This window comes from Streptomyces sp. LUP30, assembly GCF_001746365.1.
In the GTDB taxonomy this organism is placed as follows: domain Bacteria; phylum Actinomycetota; class Actinomycetes; order Streptomycetales; family Streptomycetaceae; genus Streptomyces.
Genome location: NZ_MJAJ01000030.1, coordinates 71,440 through 87,275 on the forward strand (window position 1 = coordinate 71,440; position 15,836 = coordinate 87,275).

A 15,836-nucleotide genomic window follows, 5' to 3' on the forward strand; every position below is an offset into this window, starting at 1 on the left:
CCGGTGACCCCGCCCCCCSACCCTCGCGCCCACCCCGCCCCGAACGACGAAAGGACCCCCACTCCATGTCCCGTCGTACCGCTCTCGCCGCCCTCGCGGCGCTGTCCCTGAGCACCGGACTCGCCGTCGTCCTGCCCACCCCGGCGCAGGCCGCCACGGTGGTGGTCAGCAACTCCACGGCCCTGTCCAACGCCGTGAAGAACGCCACCGCCGGCACCGTCATCCAGGTCCGCGGCGGCACCTACTACCCGACGGCCACCCTCCAGTCCACGGCCGACGGCACCGCGTCCGCGCCCGTCACCCTCACCGCGTACGGCTCGGAGACCGTGAAGATCGACGGCTCGTCGCTGCCCGCCGGCTCCTGGATCTTCAAGCTGACCGCGGACTACTGGAACGTCTCCGGCATCACCTTCCAGAACTCGCCGGACAGCGCGGTGGTCTGCCAGTCCTGCACGGGCACCAACTGGAACAACATCAAGACCATCGACGGCGGCGACTCCGGCTTCACCCTCACCGGCGACGGCACGGTGAACAACACCGTCAGGAACATCGACTCCTACGGCAACTACGACGCCGCGAACCACGGCGAGAACGCCGACGGGATCGCCGTGAAGTTCGGCTCCGGCACAGGCAACCTCATCACCGGCGCCCGCCTCTACAACAACGCGGACGACGGGATCGACTTCTGGTCCTTCTCCTCGCCCGTCACCGTCGAGCACACCTGGTCCTTCGGCAACGGCGTCAACCGCTGGTCCGACCCGGCCTTCGCGGGGGACGGCAACGGCTACAAACTGGGCGGCGACGGCGAGGTCGTCGCGCACGTCGTCAACAACTCGGCCGCCTGGGGCAACGCCGGAAACGGCTTCACGGAGAACTCCAACACCGGCGCCCTGGTCATCAACCGCACCACCGCCTACGCCAACAGCAAGTGGGGCTACTACTTCGCCACCAGTTCCGCGAGGCTCGGCAGGAACCTCGCCGTGAGCAACGGCGGTGGCGCGGTCGGCAAGGGCTCGAAGGTCACCTCGTCCGGCAACAACTGGGACTCCGGCGTCTCGACGCCCGCCTTCAGGTCGACGGACGCGAGCGGCGCCTACAGCGCCCGCGGCGCCGGCGGGACCCTGCCGGCGACCACGTTCCTGACCACCGGGTCGACGACCATCGGCGCCACCATGAACTGACTCCGCCGGGGCGCTTGACCCGTTTTTTGCCCGACGGGTCTCGCGCCGACGGGGGTGACGCGCGTAGAAACCTCTGTCATGCATAAGCCATTGCGCATCGCGGCCGTAGCCGCAGCCTGTGCCGTCGTCGGCGCCGCCCTGTACGGCGCCGGCGCGGCCACGGCCGGCCAGTCCACGGCCGACTCCACCCACGAGCCCTACAACATCGGGCTGTTGGTGAAGGACATCGACACCTACTACGGCACCGCGCCGGACGCGAACGGCGTGTACCAGGCGTCGCCGTCCAGCCCGTACGCCCAGGACCTCGCGCGCATCGACAAGGCCGCGAGGAAGTACATCGACGAGGCCGCCCGCAAGACGGTCAGAAAACACCGGCGGCCGGCGGTCGTCTTCGACATCGACGACACGCTGCTGCTCAGCCTCGACTACGAGAAGCGGTACAACTACACCTATAACTCCGCCAGTTGGGCGGCTTACGTGAACAAGGCCGACCGCCCGGCCGTGTTCGGCAGCCCCGAACTCGTGCAGTACGCCGAGAAGAAGGGCGTCGAGGTCTTCTACAACTCGGGCCTCGGCGAGGCGCAGCGCTCCGCGGCCGTCGAGAACCTGAAGAAGGTCGGCGCCGACGTCAACCTCGACGCCGACCACGTGTTCCTCAAGAACGCGGCCGCTCCGCCGTCCTATCTGAGCGCCTGCGCCACCCCGGGCGCCTGGACCTGCACGACCGTCCAGTACAAGTCCGGCACCCGCAAGCACATCGAGGACGACCTCGGGTACGAGATCATCGCCAACTTCGGCGACCAGTACTCCGACCTCGACGGCGGCCACGCCGACCGCAGGTACAAGCTGCCGAACCCGACGTACTTCGTCAGCTGAACCGGCGTGCGGGGGACCGGTCGGTCCCCCGCACGGCTCGCTCAGTGCCCGTCGTCCCGGGAGGCGAAGCCGCCGCCCACGGAGCTCTGCCGGCCGTCCGACCGGCCCGAGATCGCGTAGGCGTCGTTCCTGGCGTCCCGGCCGCCGCGGTCGTGGTTGTACTGCCCGGAGAACACCCACTCGCCCTTGGGGACCGTCCGGCCCTCCTTGAGCACCCAGGTGTAGACGAGGAACCCGTCCTGTTCGGCCACCGTGAAGGTGAAGTCGTCCTCGGGCAGCGAACGCCAGGCCCCCGTCGAGGAGACCCCCCCGGTCTGCGCCACCTTCAACTGCACCGTGAGGCGCGTGAGCTGCTCGGACGTCGTGAGTGTGACGTCGCTCTGCGCCCAGAAGTCGTTGCTGTGCGGGTCGATCGAGCCGTCCGACCGCAGCGGGCCGTCCTGGGTGCCGCCGATCGCCGGCAACGGGGTGGCCGCGGGCGCGGAGGGCGACGCCCCGGCGCTCTTCGACGGCGGGGAGCTGGGCTTCGCCCGGTGGTGCGCGCCGCCCCCGGAGCCCTGCGTGGCCCCGGGCGAGACGGGCGGACGGCTCGTGGCGTCCGGGGAGTCGACCGGCGCAGGGGAGACGGAGACCGTCTGCCGCGCCGGAGCGTCGCTCTTCACGGCGGACGCCACCGCGTAACCGCCGACCGCGAGCATGCCCGCGACCGCGGCCGTGGCCCCCACGATCCGGGTCCAGCCCCACAGGGGCGGCCGGGTCGCCCGGTGGACGGACCGCCGCTGCCCCGGTCCCTCTCCCGCCATGCCGCGCTCGACCCGGGCCAGGATGCGCGCCCGGTCGGGCTCGTGCGCCTCGGCCGCTCCGTGCAGCCGGGCGCGCAAGTCGTCGTGCCCGTCCCGCTGCATCGTCATCGGTCCCTTCCCGAGGCCGAGGCCTCACCGGTGCGCACCATGGTGGGCACCTTGAGCTGAGCTCCCTTGGCGCCGAGCAGCTTCTGCAGCTCGGCCATCCCCTTCGAGGTCTGGCTCTTCACCGTACCGACCGAGACCCCGAGGGCGAGAGCCGTGTCCTTCTCCGAGAGGTCGAAGGCGTGCCGCAGGACCACGCAGGCCCGCTTGCGGAACGGGAGTCTACGCAGCGCCGACCGGACGTCCACCACGCCGGCGACGTCCGGGTTCTCCGTCTTCTCCTCGCGCTGCGACCAGAACAGGGCGATCCTGCGGCGCTCACGCACGGCGCTGCGGATGCGGGTGCGGGCGAGGTTGGCGACGACGCCGCGGGCGTAGGCCACCGGGTGGTCGGCCGCCCGCACCCGGTCCCAGCGGTTCCACAGCGCGAGCAGGGCGTCCGCCGCCAGGTCGTCGGCGGCGTCGGCCTCGCCGGTCAGGAGATGGGCCAGGCGCGACAGTTCGGCGTAGTGGCGGTCGAAGAAGGCATGGAACTCCACCGAGGCTGCGTCGTCGACGACTGTGCCCACGGTGACCTCTTCTCGGTGTGCCTGTGCGCGTCATGTGGATGACATGGGGATGCCCCGAGGAGGTGGTCGAGGCGAGATCGGGAAGCGTAGCAGTGGTCTACGACCTGCTTTGGTACGGGGGTTCGAACATGATGTGACAGCTCGAACGTCCTTGGAGCCCGATTCCGTAACACGGCGAAAACCTGAGGCCGGTTCAACGAGGGAACAATCCAGCCAGCATCCGCGCACCGATCATTCAGGCCCCGAGGAGTACCAGTCATGTCCGAGACGAAGAAGACGGCCGACCGACCGGGAGTCGCGCCACCCGCGGCGAACAGCGTCGACAGGTACTTCAAGATCTCCGAACGGGGATCCACCGTCGGCCGGGAGATACGCGGCGGATTCGCCACGTTCTTCACCATGGCTTACATCCTCGTCCTGAACCCGCTCATCCTGGGCAGCGCCAAGGACAAGTTCGGGCACCAGCTCGACACCGTCCAACTCACCACCGCCACCGCCCTGGTGGCCGCCGTGATGACGATCGTCATGGGCGTCGGCGGCAATCTGCCCCTCGCGCTCGCCGCCGGTCTCGGCCTCAACGCGGTGGTCGCCTTCCAGATCGCCCCGCTGATGAGCTGGGACGACGCGATGGGCCTCATCGTGCTGGAAGGCCTGCTGATCTGCGTCCTGGTGGTGACCGGGCTGCGCGAGGCCGTCATGCACGCCATACCGCAGTCGCTGAAGCAGGCGATCAGCGTCGGCATCGGTCTGTTCATCGCCTTCATCGGCTTCGTCGACGCCGGTTTCGTCAGCCGGATCCCCGACGCCGCGCACACGACCGTCCCCGTGCAGCTCGGCGCGACCGGCACGCTCGGCGGCTGGCCGGTCCTGGTCTTCTGCCTCGGCGTGCTGCTGACCGTCGGGCTGCTCGCCCGTAAGGTCAAGGGCGCGATCCTGATCAGCATCGTCACGATGACGCTCCTCGCGGTCGTCATCGACTCGGTCGCCGACGTCAAGTCCTGGGGTCTGACCACGCCGTCGTGGCCCGACAAGATCGTCGACGCCCCCGACTTCGGGCTGATCGGTCACTTCAGCGTGTTCGGCGCCTTCGGCGAGACCGGTGTCGTCACGGTCGTCCTGCTGGTCTTCACCCTGATCCTCTCGGACTTCTTCGACACCATGGGCACCGTGGTCGGGATCAGCGCCGAGGCCGGGCTGCTGGACGACAAGGGCGACGTGCCCCGCCTCGGCCGGGTCCTGCTCATCGACGGCGCGGCGGCGGTCGCGGGCGGTGCGGCCTCGGCGTCCTCCGCCACCTCCTACATCGAGTCGGCGGCCGGGGTCGGCGAGGGCTCGCGCACCGGGTTCTCCAACCTGGTCACCGGCGCTCTGTTCGCCCTCGCCCTGTTCCTCACGCCGGTGCTGACCATCGTCCCGCTCCAGGCGGCCGCCCCGGCCCTCGTCGCCGTCGGCTTCCTGATGATGACCCAGGTCAAGGGCATCGACTGGGAGCGGTACGAGATCGCCGTCCCGGCCTTCCTCACCATCGCCGTCATGCCCTTCACGTACTCGATCACCAACGGCATCGGCGCGGGCTTCGTCGCGTACGTCGTCATCAAGACGGTCCTCGGCAGGGCGAAGGACGTCCACTGGCTGCTGTGGGGGGCCTCGGCGCTGTTCCTGGTGTACTTCGCGATCGACCCGATCGAGCAGGTCCTCGGAGTGAAGTGACCCGCCCGACGGGCTACTTCCTCAGTGCCGCCTCCATCATCGCTTTCGCGACGGGGGCGGCCAGCCCGTTGCCGCTGACCTCGGAACGCGCCGCGTCGGACTGCTCGACCACGACCGCCACGGCGACCTCCTCGCCCGAGGAGTCGGACTTGCCGTACGACGTGAACCAGGCATAGGGGGCCTTGCTGTTGTTCTCGCCGTTCTGCGCCGTGCCCGTCTTGCCGCCGACGGTGACGCCGTCGATGAGCGCGTTGGTGCCCGTGCCCTTCTCGACGACCGTCTGCATCGCCGACTGCAGTTGCTCCGCGGTGGAGGAGCTCAGGATCTGCGTGCTCGACGCGTCCTTGTCGTCGTCCTTCAGCGCGTTCCCGCCGCCGTCGGTGATCTGCGAGACCATGTGCGGCGAGACCAGCTTGCCGCCGTCGGCGATCGCGGCCGACACCATGGCCATCTGCAGCGGGGTCGCCGTCACGTCGAACTGGCCGATGCCCGTCAGCCCCGTGGACGACTCGTCCATGCCGGACGGGTACACGCTCGTGTACGCCCGTACCGGCACGTCCAGACTGTCGTCGTCGAAACCGAACCGGTCGGCCATCGCCTTGAGCTTGTCCTGCCCGAGCTGGACCGCCATATGACCGAACACGTTGTTGCAGGAGTACTGCAGCGCCACCCGGATCGTGGCGTTCTCGCAGGGCGCGGAGGCGTTCTCGTTCTTCAACGGCGTCCGGGTGCCCGGCAGCGTGTACGGGTTCTCGCTGTCGGTCGGCACGTCGACCGACTTGTACAGCCCGTCCTCCAGGGCCGCCGCCGCCACCACCAGCTTGAACGTCGAGCCCGGAGCCAGCGGCTGCCGCAGCGCCCGGTTGACGAGCGGCTTGTCGGAGTCCGTCGTCAGCTTCTTCCAGGCCGCGCCCGCGGTGTTGGCGTCGGTCAGCGACGAGGGGTCGTACGACGGCGTCGACACGACCGCGAGGATCTGCCCGTTCTTCGGGTCGATCGCGACGGCCGCGCCCTTCTTGTCGCCGAGGGCGTCGTACGCCGCCTTCTGCACCCGGGGGTCGATGGTCGTGATCACGTCGCCCGGGTCGGCCCGCTGGTTCGTGACCGTGTCCAGCACGGTCTTCAGACGGGGGTCCGTGCCGTTGAGGACGTCGGCGTAGACCCCCTCCAGCTGGGTCGGCGCATAGGCCTGCGAGGCGTACCCGGTGACCGCCGCGTACAGCGCGCCGTCCGTGTACGTGCGCTTGTATCTGAGGTCGCCGCCCGAGGTGGCGGCCGACCCGGTGATCGCCTTTCCGGCCACGATGATGTTCCCGAGCGGCTCCGCGTACGTCTCGATCGCGTTGCGCCGGTTGCCCTTGTCGTCCGCCAGCGCCCGGCCCTCGTAGAACTGCACCCAGGTCGCCCGGAGCAACAGGGCGAACACCAGCAGCAGCGCGAAGACCGAGGCGCGCCTGATCGTCTTGTTCATCGCGATCAGAAGACGAACGGGACCGGACCGATCGTTCCCGTCGGTCCGGTTTTCTCATCGTCCGTTCATCCGGGAACCGGTTCAGGTCTCCAGCCGCAGCACGATCTCCTCGGTCTCACCGCCGCGCGCGTTGGCGAAACCGACGGCCCGGGCGGTGGGCCGGAAACCGCACTTCGCAAGGACGCGCAGCGAGCCGGCGTTGTCCGCCGCCGCCCGGGCGAACAGCGGACGCTCCGGGACCTCGGACAGCAGGGCCGACAACGCCTCCGTGGCGATGCCCCGGCCCCAGTACGCCCGGTCCACCCAGTACGTCACCTCGCGCTCGCCCGGCCGCCCGTAGACCGCCGCGCTGCCGACCACGTCCCCGTCGGCCAGGATCGTGCGCAGCACGTCGGACGAGGCGCGCATCGTCTGCCAGTGGGCGTCGAAGGCGTCCCGGTCGGTCGGGTCCTTCGGGGTGAACGCGGCCATCTCGAGGGACTCGGGGTCGTTCATCTGCCGGAAGAACACCGGCAGATCGCTGTCGTGGACCCGGCGCAGGACGATCGGCATGCCCCGCAGCCTACGTCCCCTCCCGCGGCCCCCGCCTCACAGCCGGCGGGTCGCCAGCGTGAGCCGGTCACGCGCGTCGAACAGCGCGTCCTTCACCATCTGCTCGTGCGCCGGCGTGAGCCTGGCCACCGGCACCGAGCAGCTGATCGCGTCCCTGGCCGGCGTGCGGTAGGGGATCGCGACGCCGAAGCAGCGCAGGCCCAGCGTGTTCTCCTCGCGGTCCACCGAGAAGCCCTGCTCGCGGATCTGGTGCAGCTCCTCGATGAGCTTCTCGCGGTCCGTGATGGTGTGCTCCGTCAGCGCGGGCAGCGACTCCGGCAGCATCTTGCGGACCTGCTCGTCGGAGTAGGTGCTCAGCAGCGCCTTGCCGAGGGAGGTGGAGTGCGCGGGCAGCCGGCGGCCGACCCGCGTGAAGGGGCGCAGGTAGTGCTGCGACTGGCGGGTGGCGAGGTAGACGACGTTGGTGCCGTCGAGCCGCGCCAGGTGGATGGTCTCGGTGGTGTCGTCCGAGAGCCGGTCCAGGGTCGGGCGGGCGGCCGCGACCACCTCGTCCCCGTCGATGTACGAGGTGCCGACGAGCAGCGCCCGCACCCCGATGCCGTAGCGCGTGCCTGTCGCGTCCGTCTCCACCCAGCCCAGCTCCACCAGGGTGCGCAGCAACATGTAGAGACTGGACTTGGGGTACCCGACGGCCTCCTGGACCGACGCGAGAGAGTGCATTCCTGGGCGGCCGGCGAAGTATTCCAGCAGCTCAACCGTCCGCACCGCGGACTTGACCTGCGCTCCGCCCCCCGTCTCGCCAGCCGACATCGCCCTTGACCCCTTCGTTCGACGGGAAATACGCTCCGACAGCATATTCATCATCAGAGACAGCGTTCAGTATATCGAACGACCCTGGTGGATGAGCCAGTACCAAACGTGGAGGGACCCGCGGTGGCAGCAGCACCAGTCTGGAGTGTCGACCCCCGAACCGGGAAGCAGCGTGAACAGGTTGCGGTGGAGGCCACGGCCCAGGAGGTCGACGCCGTCGTCCGCGCCGCTCATGAAGCGCGCGGCTCCCTCGCGGACCGTACCGTCCGCGCCGCCTTCCTGCGATCCGCCGCCGACCGGCTGCAGGCGGCCAGGGAGACGCTCGTCGAGGTGGCCGACGCGGAGACCGCGCTCGGCCCGGTCCGCCTGAACGGCGAGCTGGCCCGCACCTGCTACCAGCTGCGCGCGTTCGCCGACATCGTCGACGAGGGCGCGTTCCTCGACATCGTCGTCAACCACCCCGACGACACCGCCACCCCGCCCATCCCCGACCTGCGCCGCTACAAGGTGCCGCTCGGCGTGGTGGCCGTGTACTCGGCGTCGAACTTCCCCTTCGCGTTCTCGGTCGCGGGCGGCGACACCGCCAGCGCGCTGGCGGCCGGCAACCCGGTCGTCGTCAAGTCCCACCCCGACCACCCGGGCCTGTCCGAGCTGGTCGCCAAGGTCGTGCGCAACGCCGCCGCCGAGCACGGCATCCCGGCGGACGTGCTGGGCCTGGTCCACGGCTTCGAGGCCGGCGTCGAGCTGATCAAGCACCCGCTGGTCGCCGCGGCCGGCTTCACCGGCTCGATCCGCGGCGGTCGGGCCCTGTTCGACGCGGCGGCGGCCCGGCCGACGCCGATCCCCTTCCACGGCGAGCTGGGCTCGCTGAACCCCGTCGTGGTGACCGAGGCGGCCGCCGCCGAGCGCGCCGAGGCCATCGGGACCGGCCTCGCCGGTTCGATGACGCTGGGCGTCGGCCAGTTCTGCGTCAAGCCCGGCCTGGTGCTGGTCCCCTCCGGCGCGGCCGGCGACGGACTGGTCAAGTCGCTGACCGACGCGGTGAGCGACACCGACGCGGGCGTGCTGCTCGACCACCGGATGCGCGACAACTTCATCGCCGGGGTCGCCGAGCGCGCCGAGCTGGCCGACGTGGAGTCGCCGGTGACGCCCGGCGCGGGCGGGGAGCACACCGTCAGCGCGGGCTTCCTGACCGTGCCCGCGGCCCGGCTCGCCGCCGAGGGCGAGCACGACCTGCTCCTGGAGGAGTGCTTCGGCCCGGTCACCGTGGTGGCCCGTTACGAGGACGAGGGCGAGGTCAGGGCCGTGCTGTCGCGGCTGCCGGGCAACCTCACGGCGACCGTCCAGCTGTCCGAGGGCGAGGCCGCCGGAGAGGGACGCGGCGGGGAGATCCTCGCCGAGCTGACGCCGCTCGCCGGGCGCGTGCTGGTGAACGGCTGGCCCACCGGCGTCGCCGTCGCCCCGGCTCAGCACCACGGAGGGCCCTACCCGGCCACGACGTCGACCTCCACCTCGGTGGGCGGCACGGCGATCGAGCGCTGGCTGCGGCCCGTCGCCTACCAGAACACGCCCGCCGCGCTGCTGCCGGTGGAGCTCCGGGACGAGAACGAGCTGGGCCTTCCCCGGAGGTTCAACGGGCGACTGGAGCGGTGACGCGCAGCGCTCCCCGTGCCGGCGGCCGCACCCCGATAATCAGGTCATGGACGTTTCGCTTCCCGAACTGCCCTTCCCCCTGCGCACCTACGGTCCCGACGGGCACTGGTCCCACGAGGACGGGGTGCTCACCGGGTGGGCCGGGGCCCGGCAGGACCGGTTCGTGCCGCCCACCGGTGACGGGGTGGAACCCGCCGCCGACGCCCCCCGGCTGCTGGGGGCGCCGGAGGGCGACTTCCAGCTGATCGCACGGGTCACCGTGGGGTTCAACTGGGCTTTCGACGCGGGAGCGTTGTACGTCCAGGTCGGCGAACGGGCCTGGGCCAAGCTGTGTCTGGAGTACTCCCCGGACGTGGCCACCGTCTGCACGGTGGTCACCCGGGGGCACTCCGACGACGCCAACTCCTTCACCGTGGAGGGCAGTTCCGTCTGGCTCCGGGTGAGCCGGACCGGCCGCGCCTTCGCCTTCCACGCCTCCCGGGACGGCAGGCGCTGGACCTTCGTCCGGCTGTTCACGCTGGGCGAGGAGAAGGAGACCGGCGCGGCCCTGGTCGGCTTCATGACCCAGTCGCCGATGGGGGAGGGGTGCGTCGTGACCTACGACCACCTGGAGTTCCGGCCCGACTGGCCGGACGACCTGAGGGACGGCAGCTAGGTTCCGTCCGGCGCCGGGCTCACACGCGGTCGGCCGCGATCAGCACGTACTGGAACGAGCCGTCCCGGTAGGACTCGATGAACGCCTCCTCGATCCCGGTGACCAGCGAGGACGTGGCCCGCAGCTCCCAGTAGGGCAGTGTGTCCGGGGTGAGGTCGACGATGGTGTGCGGCACGAGCCGGTTGTCGGCCATCGCCCGCAGATACTCGCGGCGGGAGTGGATGTTGCACTCGAAGTGGGCGTTGATCTGGGAGACCCACTTCGACGGCTGGCCGTAGCGGGGGTTCCAGCAGCCGGTGATCGTCACGTACCGGCCGCCCACCTTCAGGAAGCGGGAGTGCTCGGCGAACAGGTCGTGCAGGTCGACGTACATGCTCGACTCGTTGTTCCACGAGGCCGCGACGGAGCCCTTGTCGAAGGGCGTGTCGAGCATGTTGCACACGCGGGAGCGGACGCGGTCCCCGATCCGCAGCTCTTGTGCGCGCCTGTTGCCGAAGTCGGCCTGGGTGGCGGACAGGGTGACGCCCTCGACCCTGCAGCCGAAGCGGCGGTGCGCCATGACCATGGACCCGCCGCGCCCGCAGCCGGCGTCGACGAGGGTGTCGTCGGGACCGACCGACCCGAGGTGGTCCATGAGGAACTCCGCCTGCGCCGACTCCAGTCGGTGCAGCTCCGTGACGAGCTTCTTCTCGTACTCGCTGTGGGCCGGGTCGCCGAGCGCGGCGTGGTCCACGGCGCCGATGCCGTAGTGGTGGTGGTAGAGGCCGTCCACGTCACCGAGGCGGAGGTTGACCGGCCGCGCCTCGTTGTTCCAGTAGCGGGCGATGTCCTCCTGGTAGGCCGTCGCAGGGGCCGGGATCTTCGCGGTGGCGGTGGGGGTGGTCTCAGTGGTCACAGATATGTCCGTTCTCTACCAGAAGTCGGGCAGGCTGTAGCGGTAGGTGTTGGTGCGGTGCCAGTCGTGGTTGCCGTCGACCCAGGCGGCCACGCCCCTGAGGAAACGCAGCACCGGGGGCAGGGGGCAGGCCGTCGCGAGGTCGGCCGCGGCGGCCTCGAAGGCGTGCTGGAGCTCGTTGTGGACCTCGACGGCCTTCAGATAGGCGTCGCGCTCGGAGAGCCGCTCGCGTTCCGCGATCACCACCGGGAGGTTCAGGTGGTGGCCGGGGCTGTCCAGCTCCTTGGTGTACGAGTAGAGGTCGTTGACGATGGTGGTCGCGTTGCCGGCGAGGGCGATGACCCGTTGCATCTCCGGCCGGGCGTGCAGGTCGGCGGGCAGTTCGTAACCGCCGACGGTGTCGGTGATCGTGGGGCAGGGGCGGAAGTTGTTGAACTGGCGCATCGCCAGGTACTCCCACACCTCCGGGACGTGACCGGTCTGCGCCCAGGCGGCCTCGGCGAGATAACCCATGTGCAGCCGGGCCATGTCGTGCCGGTAGCGGTCGGCCTGGGAGGGCGAGGCCGCGCGGGCGAAGTGGTCCATCGCGCTGCGGTAGGCCCGGCGCGGGGCGTCCGACGTGAGGGATTCCCGCCACCCCGACGCGTACTCCGCGGTGGTGTGGAGGTGGTCGAGCGCGGTGTGCGCCAAAAGGAGACGCCCGCCGAGGCCGACGGGTGACCCGCCGTGGTCCTCGCAGTAGCAGTCGTCCACCGCGTTCTCCGCGACCATGAGCCGCGTGGCGAGCATCAGGTGGTCGACCGTCGGGGCGTCGGGGTGGCAGCCGACCATGTAGCGGCCGACGGAGAAGCCGTCGAACTGCCCCTCCCACTCCTGGGGATAGAGCTGGACCTCGTCCTCGGCCCAGCGCTTGATCCGGCGGCTCACCTCCTCGACGCGCGCGGGATCGGGCTCCTGTACCGGATGGTGGTAGAGACCGGGGACGGCTCGCCCCGCGGCCGGAGCGGGCGCCCGGGACGCCGGAGCCGGGAGCCGGGGTCCGGGCCTGCCGGCCAGGGCGAGCGAGGCCGTGCCCAGTCCGGTGGGTCCGGGCAGGACCCCCTGGAAGGGGGAGCCGGCCGCCGTCGTGGCAGGCGCGTCCGGTACGGCGCAGGCGGGCGCGGGCCCGAGCCCGGGCGCGGGGGCCGACGGGGGTGACGGGGATGGCGGTGGCGGGCCCGGGATCGTGACCGGCGGATGCAGTGCTGCCAGGAAGCCGGACGCGGCCGGCGGGACCGGACGGACCGGGGGCGCCGGCGCGGGGGCGTCCGGCACGGCTGCGGGCGGCGTCGGCCGCATCTCAGGGAGAGATGATCCGAGGGGCCTGGGGTCGGGCATCGGCGGCTCCTTTCTGCGGTGGGACGGGCGCTCCGTCGTGCGGCGGTACGTCGTCGGGCGGTACGGGCGTGGACCGGCGGCGGGCCGGGACCAGCGTGATCCGGAACCTCAGCGTGGTCCGGGACCTCAGCGCGCCCTGGGGGCGATCTGCACGTTCTCCATCACGCCGAGCGCGTCGGGCAGCAGCACCGCGGCGGAGTAGTAGGTGCTGACCAGGTAGGAGGTGACCGCCTGTTCGTTGATGCCCATGAACCGCACGGAGAGCCCCGGTTCGTACTCGTCCGGCAGCCCCGTCTGCCGCAGGCCGATGACGCCCTGGTTCTTCTCGCCGGTGCGCATCGCGATGATGGAGCTGGTCTGCTCCCTGCTGATCGGGATCTTGTCGCAGGGCAGGATGGGAACCCCGCGCCAGGCGGGGACGGTCTGCCCGTCGAGGTCGACGTGATCGGGGTGGAGACCGCAGGCGTTGAAGCCCCGTCCGATGGCGGCGATGGTCCTGGGGTGGGCGAGGAACATCTTCGTGCCGCGCCGACGGCAGAGCAGTTCGTCCATGTCGTCCGGGGTCGGCGGACCGGAGCGGGTCTGGATGCGTTGCTTGAAGTCGGCGTTGTGCAGCAGCCCGAACTCGCGGTTGTTGATCAGCTCGTGTTCCTGACGCTCACGCAAGGCCTCGACCGTGAGCCGGAGTTGCTCCCCGCTCTGGTCCATCGGACCGTTGTAGAGGTCGGCGACCCGGGTGTGGATCCGCAGTACGGTCTGCGCCACGGAGAGCTCGTACTCGCGAGGCTCGGGTTCGTAGTCGACGAAGGTGCCCGGCAGGTCGACCTCGCCGACATGACCGGCCGACAGGGCGATCTCGGCCTCACCGTGTTTGTTCTGCCGCCGCCGCGCGCGGGAGCCGAACGCGTCCACGTGGGCCCGAAGGCGGGGCACGCGGGCCTGGACGGCGGCGAAGTCGGCGCGGGAGAGGGTGAGGAGGGTGCCGCAGGTCTCGGCGGTGACCGTGCAGTCGTGGCGGGCGTCGGGGTCCGACAGGGCGTGCTCGCCGAAGTGGTCGCCGCCCGCGAGCACCGCGACGCCGATCTCTCCGCCGTACTTGCCCTTCGAGGTCCGGCTGACCCGGCCGTGGGCGATCAGGTGGATCCCGTCCGCCGGGCTGCCGCGCTCGACGAGGACCTCGCCCGCCGCGAAGTCGCGCTGCGCGCAACGGGCGGCGAGGGCGGTGAGGGCCTCGCAGTCCTCGAATCCGCGCAGCAGGGCCAGTTCGCCGAGCTCCTGGGGGATCACCCGGACCGTGGCGCCCTCCTGCACGAACTCGATGCGCCCGTCGCCGAGGGTGTGGCGCAACCGCCGGTTGACCCGGTAGGCGCCGCCCCCGGCCTCGACCCACGGCAGTTTCCGCAGCAGCCAGCGGGAGGTGATCTCCTGCATCTGCGGGGCGGACTTGGTGGTGGCGGCGAGATTGCGGGCGGCGGCGGTGCTCAGGGACTGCTGCGGCGCGGCGGGCGGGATCCGGGCTTCCGGGATGCTGTCGGCGGACATCGGCGGGCTTTCTCCTTGGACGACGGGTCGTCCGGCGCACACGGGTGCGCCGACCGGGAGACGGGGAGGAGGGGGCGACGGGCGGGAAGGATCACGCGAATCCGTCCGCCTGCAGAAAGCTAGCCGCCGGACCGGCCGCTTTGACCGGGGAGACGGGATGCTTACCCCGAAGCAGTGACAATCGGTTGAATACGGTTTATCGGTCCGCAGGGGGTCATCGCCCCGCCCTCGCACGCGTCGACGGACCGGAACCGGCCGGAACCGGCCGGAACCGGCCGGACGGCCGTCACGTCCTGTCCTGCATGATCGGAGAACGCGTCACGGGACGCCGGGTGATCCGTACAGCCGTCCCCGCCGAGGCCGACAGCGTGGCGGCGCTGCACGCGCGCGCCCGGGCGACGTACTACCCCGACGGGATCCCGCAGGACGGCGCCGACTGGCCGGCCGCCTGGCGTGCGGCCATCGAGCGGCCCGACGGCCAGGTGCTGTGCGTCGTCGAGCGGGGGCGCATCGTGGGCCTCGCCTCCTTCCGCACGCCGGAGGGCGCGCCCGCGCACACGGTCAAGCTGTTCCAGTTCCACGTCGACCCCGACCACTGGCGGACGGGGATCGGCGCGGCACTGCACGCGGCCTGCGTCGAGCAGTGGCGGGCCGACGGCCGGCGCACGGCCGTGCTCGACGTGCACGTCGACAACCGGCGGGCCCAGGCTTTCTACGCACGTCAGGGCTGGTCCGCGGATCCGGGGGACCCGCCCGCCGAGGGCGACCACCACCTGTGGCTGAGGTACTCGGTGCCCGGGGAATGAAACGAGCTGTTTGAAGGTTCATCCACCGGGCGGAGGAATTCTCCGCGTCACCGGTACGACCTGGAGAGAGCCGAGACATGCGCGTCGAGATCTGGAGCGACATCGCCTGCCCCTGGTGCTATGTGGGCAAGGCCCGCTTCGAGAAGGCGCTCGAGGCCTTCCCGCACCGCGACCAGGTCGAGGTGGTGCACCGGTCCTTCGAGCTGGACCCGGGCCGCGCCAAGGACGACGTCCAGCCCGTGCTGGCGATGCTGGCGAAGAAGTACGGGATGAGCGAGGCCCAGGCGCAGGCCGGCGAGGAGAACCTGGGCGCGCAGGCCGCCGCCGAGGGCCTCGACTACCGCACCCGCGACCGTGACCACGGCAGCACCTTCGACATGCACCGCCTGCTGCACTTCGCCAAGGAGCAGGGCCGCCAGGACGAGCTGATCCAGATCCTGTACCGGGCGAACTTCGCCGAGGAGCGGTCGCTGTTCACCGAGGGCGAGGAGCGCCTCGTGGAGCTGGCGGCCGAGGCCGGACTGGACGCCGGCGCCGCCCGTACGGTCCTCGCCGACCCCACCGCGTACGCCGACGAGGTCCGCGCCGACGAGCGCGAGGCCGCCGAGCTCGGCGCGAACGGGGTGCCCTTCTTCGTCCTCGACCGTGCCTACGGCGTCTCCGGCGCCCAGCCGGCCGAGGTCTTCACCCAGGCCCTGACCCGTGCCTGGGGCGACCGCTCGCCGCTGAAGCTGATCGACGACGGCGGCGCGCAGGCCTGCGGTCCGGACGGGTGCGCGGTCCCTCAGCAGTGACCCGGGCGGTGAACCCCCAGGTCAGGGCCGATCTATA

Annotated in this window: 15 protein-coding genes; 7 read left to right on the forward strand and 8 right to left on the reverse strand. The window is 71.0% G+C overall.

What is annotated here, in order from left to right:
* Positions 1-65: 65 nt before the first annotated feature.
* Both BG482_RS23895 and BG482_RS23900 read left to right on the forward strand, forming a co-directional pair.
* Positions 66-1,181 carry a chondroitinase-B domain-containing protein gene (locus BG482_RS23895; RefSeq protein ID WP_069771163.1) on the forward strand — a complete coding sequence of 372 codons (1,116 nt, stop codon included), beginning with the start codon at positions 66-68 and terminating at the stop codon, positions 1,179-1,181.
* Positions 1,182-1,259: 78 nt separating this feature from the next.
* Complete coding sequence (locus BG482_RS23900) at positions 1,260-2,057, forward strand: HAD family acid phosphatase (RefSeq protein WP_069771164.1); 798 nt, start codon at positions 1,260-1,262, stop codon at positions 2,055-2,057.
* Between the two features lie 41 nt (positions 2,058-2,098).
* Here the strand turns inward: BG482_RS23900 and BG482_RS23905 are convergent, their stop codons facing one another.
* Both BG482_RS23905 and BG482_RS23910 read right to left on the reverse strand, forming a co-directional pair.
* Positions 2,099-2,968 (reverse strand): anti-sigma factor, encoded by an 870-nt coding sequence (locus BG482_RS23905; protein ID WP_069771165.1) that lies wholly within the window; start codon positions 2,966-2,968, stop codon positions 2,099-2,101.
* Positions 2,965-3,534, reverse strand: a complete 570-nt coding sequence (locus tag BG482_RS23910; protein ID WP_069771166.1) for a SigE family RNA polymerase sigma factor — start codon at positions 3,532-3,534, stop codon at positions 2,965-2,967. The genes BG482_RS23905 and BG482_RS23910 overlap by 4 nt, the downstream gene beginning before the upstream one ends.
* Positions 3,535-3,792: 258 nt before the next feature.
* Between BG482_RS23910 and BG482_RS23915 the strand changes: the two genes are divergently transcribed.
* Positions 3,793-5,244 (forward strand): NCS2 family permease, encoded by a 1,452-nt coding sequence (locus tag BG482_RS23915; protein ID WP_069771167.1) that lies wholly within the window; start codon positions 3,793-3,795, stop codon positions 5,242-5,244.
* A 13-nt stretch (positions 5,245-5,257) separates the two neighbouring features.
* Here the strand turns inward: BG482_RS23915 and BG482_RS23920 are convergent, their stop codons facing one another.
* The 3 genes from BG482_RS23920 to BG482_RS23930 form a co-directional block, all read right to left on the reverse strand.
* Complete coding sequence (locus BG482_RS23920) at positions 5,258-6,715, reverse strand: penicillin-binding protein 2 (protein ID WP_069771168.1); 1,458 nt, start codon at positions 6,713-6,715, stop codon at positions 5,258-5,260.
* An 81-nt stretch (positions 6,716-6,796) separates the two neighbouring features.
* Entirely contained in the window at positions 6,797-7,267 is a 471-nt protein-coding gene (locus BG482_RS23925; RefSeq protein WP_069771169.1) for a GNAT family N-acetyltransferase, read from the reverse strand.
* A gap of 36 nt (positions 7,268-7,303) precedes the next feature.
* Complete coding sequence (locus BG482_RS23930) at positions 7,304-8,077, reverse strand: IclR family transcriptional regulator (RefSeq protein WP_069771170.1); 774 nt, start codon at positions 8,075-8,077, stop codon at positions 7,304-7,306.
* Positions 8,078-8,200: 123 nt separating this feature from the next.
* Between BG482_RS23930 and BG482_RS23935 the strand changes: the two genes are divergently transcribed.
* Together BG482_RS23935 and BG482_RS23940 are read left to right on the forward strand one after the other, a co-directional pair.
* A complete protein-coding gene (locus BG482_RS23935; protein WP_079142067.1) occupies positions 8,201-9,730 on the forward strand; it encodes an aldehyde dehydrogenase (NADP(+)) in 1,530 nt (509 codons plus the stop codon).
* Positions 9,731-9,776: 46 nt separating this feature from the next.
* Entirely contained in the window at positions 9,777-10,385 is a 609-nt protein-coding gene (locus tag BG482_RS23940) for a DUF1349 domain-containing protein (protein WP_069771172.1), read from the forward strand.
* A gap of 19 nt (positions 10,386-10,404) precedes the next feature.
* On the opposite strand, the gene BG482_RS23945 is transcribed toward BG482_RS23940, so the two are convergent.
* The 3 genes from BG482_RS23945 to BG482_RS23955 form a co-directional block, all read right to left on the reverse strand.
* A complete protein-coding gene (locus BG482_RS23945; protein ID WP_069771173.1) occupies positions 10,405-11,280 on the reverse strand; it encodes a geranyl diphosphate 2-C-methyltransferase in 876 nt (291 codons plus the stop codon).
* Between the two features lie 15 nt (positions 11,281-11,295).
* Positions 11,296-12,657 carry a family 2 encapsulin nanocompartment cargo protein terpene cyclase gene (locus BG482_RS23950; RefSeq protein ID WP_069771174.1) on the reverse strand — a complete coding sequence of 454 codons (1,362 nt, stop codon included), beginning with the start codon at positions 12,655-12,657 and terminating at the stop codon, positions 11,296-11,298.
* Positions 12,658-12,783: 126 nt separating this feature from the next.
* On the reverse strand, positions 12,784-14,199 hold the full coding sequence (locus BG482_RS23955; protein ID WP_069771175.1) for a family 2B encapsulin nanocompartment shell protein: 1,416 nt from the start codon (positions 14,197-14,199) through the stop codon (positions 12,784-12,786).
* A gap of 302 nt (positions 14,200-14,501) precedes the next feature.
* On the opposite strand from BG482_RS23955, the gene BG482_RS23960 reads away from it, so the two are divergent.
* Positions 14,502-15,005 (forward strand): GNAT family N-acetyltransferase, encoded by a 504-nt coding sequence (locus tag BG482_RS23960; RefSeq protein ID WP_176741448.1) that lies wholly within the window; start codon positions 14,502-14,504, stop codon positions 15,003-15,005.
* Between the two features lie 77 nt (positions 15,006-15,082).
* Positions 15,083-15,799 (forward strand): DsbA family oxidoreductase, encoded by a 717-nt coding sequence (locus BG482_RS23965; protein WP_069771176.1) that lies wholly within the window; start codon positions 15,083-15,085, stop codon positions 15,797-15,799.
* The last annotated feature ends 37 nt before the right edge of the window (positions 15,800-15,836 follow it).

Coding starts and splice junctions, on each gene's coding strand:
- BG482_RS23895 (WP_069771163.1), top strand. CDS start 66: ATGTCCCGTCGTACCGCTCTCGCCGCCCTCGCGGCGCTGTCCCTGAGC.
- BG482_RS23900 (WP_069771164.1), top strand. CDS start 1,260: ATGCATAAGCCATTGCGCATCGCGGCCGTAGCCGCAGCCTGTGCCGTC.
- BG482_RS23905 (WP_069771165.1), bottom strand. CDS start 2,968: ATGACGATGCAGCGGGACGGGCACGACGACTTGCGCGCCCGGCTGCAC.
- BG482_RS23915 (WP_069771167.1), top strand. CDS start 3,793: ATGTCCGAGACGAAGAAGACGGCCGACCGACCGGGAGTCGCGCCACCC.
- BG482_RS23920 (WP_069771168.1), bottom strand. CDS start 6,715: ATGAACAAGACGATCAGGCGCGCCTCGGTCTTCGCGCTGCTGCTGGTG.
- BG482_RS23925 (WP_069771169.1), bottom strand. CDS start 7,267: ATGCCGATCGTCCTGCGCCGGGTCCACGACAGCGATCTGCCGGTGTTC.
- BG482_RS23930 (WP_069771170.1), bottom strand. CDS start 8,077: ATGTCGGCTGGCGAGACGGGGGGCGGAGCGCAGGTCAAGTCCGCGGTG.
- BG482_RS23940 (WP_069771172.1), top strand. CDS start 9,777: ATGGACGTTTCGCTTCCCGAACTGCCCTTCCCCCTGCGCACCTACGGT.
- BG482_RS23950 (WP_069771174.1), bottom strand. CDS start 12,657: ATGCCCGACCCCAGGCCCCTCGGATCATCTCTCCCTGAGATGCGGCCG.
- BG482_RS23955 (WP_069771175.1), bottom strand. CDS start 14,199: ATGTCCGCCGACAGCATCCCGGAAGCCCGGATCCCGCCCGCCGCGCCG.
- BG482_RS23960 (WP_176741448.1), top strand. CDS start 14,502: ATGATCGGAGAACGCGTCACGGGACGCCGGGTGATCCGTACAGCCGTC.
- BG482_RS23965 (WP_069771176.1), top strand. CDS start 15,083: ATGCGCGTCGAGATCTGGAGCGACATCGCCTGCCCCTGGTGCTATGTG.